The sequence below is a fragment of the Mycobacterium sp. UM_Kg1 genome, assembly GCF_000972925.1.
Taxonomy (GTDB): Bacteria; Actinomycetota; Actinomycetes; order Mycobacteriales; family Mycobacteriaceae; genus Mycobacterium; species Mycobacterium hiberniae.
The window spans coordinates 1-334 of the sequence record NZ_JRMK01000368.1 but is presented as its reverse complement, the minus strand read 5'-3'; the positions used below and the strand labels follow the sequence as shown (position 1 = coordinate 334).

1 protein-coding gene is annotated in these 334 nt (G+C 72.5%); it reads right to left on the bottom strand.

Translation table 11 applies throughout. The annotated features are described in order from the left end of the window. Positions 1-334: acyltransferase domain-containing protein (locus LI92_RS21560; protein ID WP_046322690.1), on the bottom strand; the 334-nt coding region annotated here is incomplete at both ends.

Below are 334 nucleotides of genomic sequence, written 5' to 3'. Positions count from 1 at the left end.
GCCACCGCAGCAGCAAACGCCGGCTCCTCGGCCAACAACCGACGACCCATCCCCACCCAATGCGAACCCTGACCCGAAAACACAAACACGGTTCCCGGTCCCGGCAGTACCGCCGCAGGTTCCACCACGCCCGGCGCAGACTCGCCTGCGGCCAGCGCGCTCAGCCCCGCGATGGCCTGCTCGGTGTCCCGGGCGGCAACGGTGGCGAACTTCTGGTGGCGGGTCCGATGGTGGTTGAGCGCGTGTGCGACGTCGGCCAGGGTGGCCTCGGCGCCGTCGGTGGCCAGCCACTGCGCCAGCACCCCCGCGGTCGCCGCGATCCGCGCCGGCGACT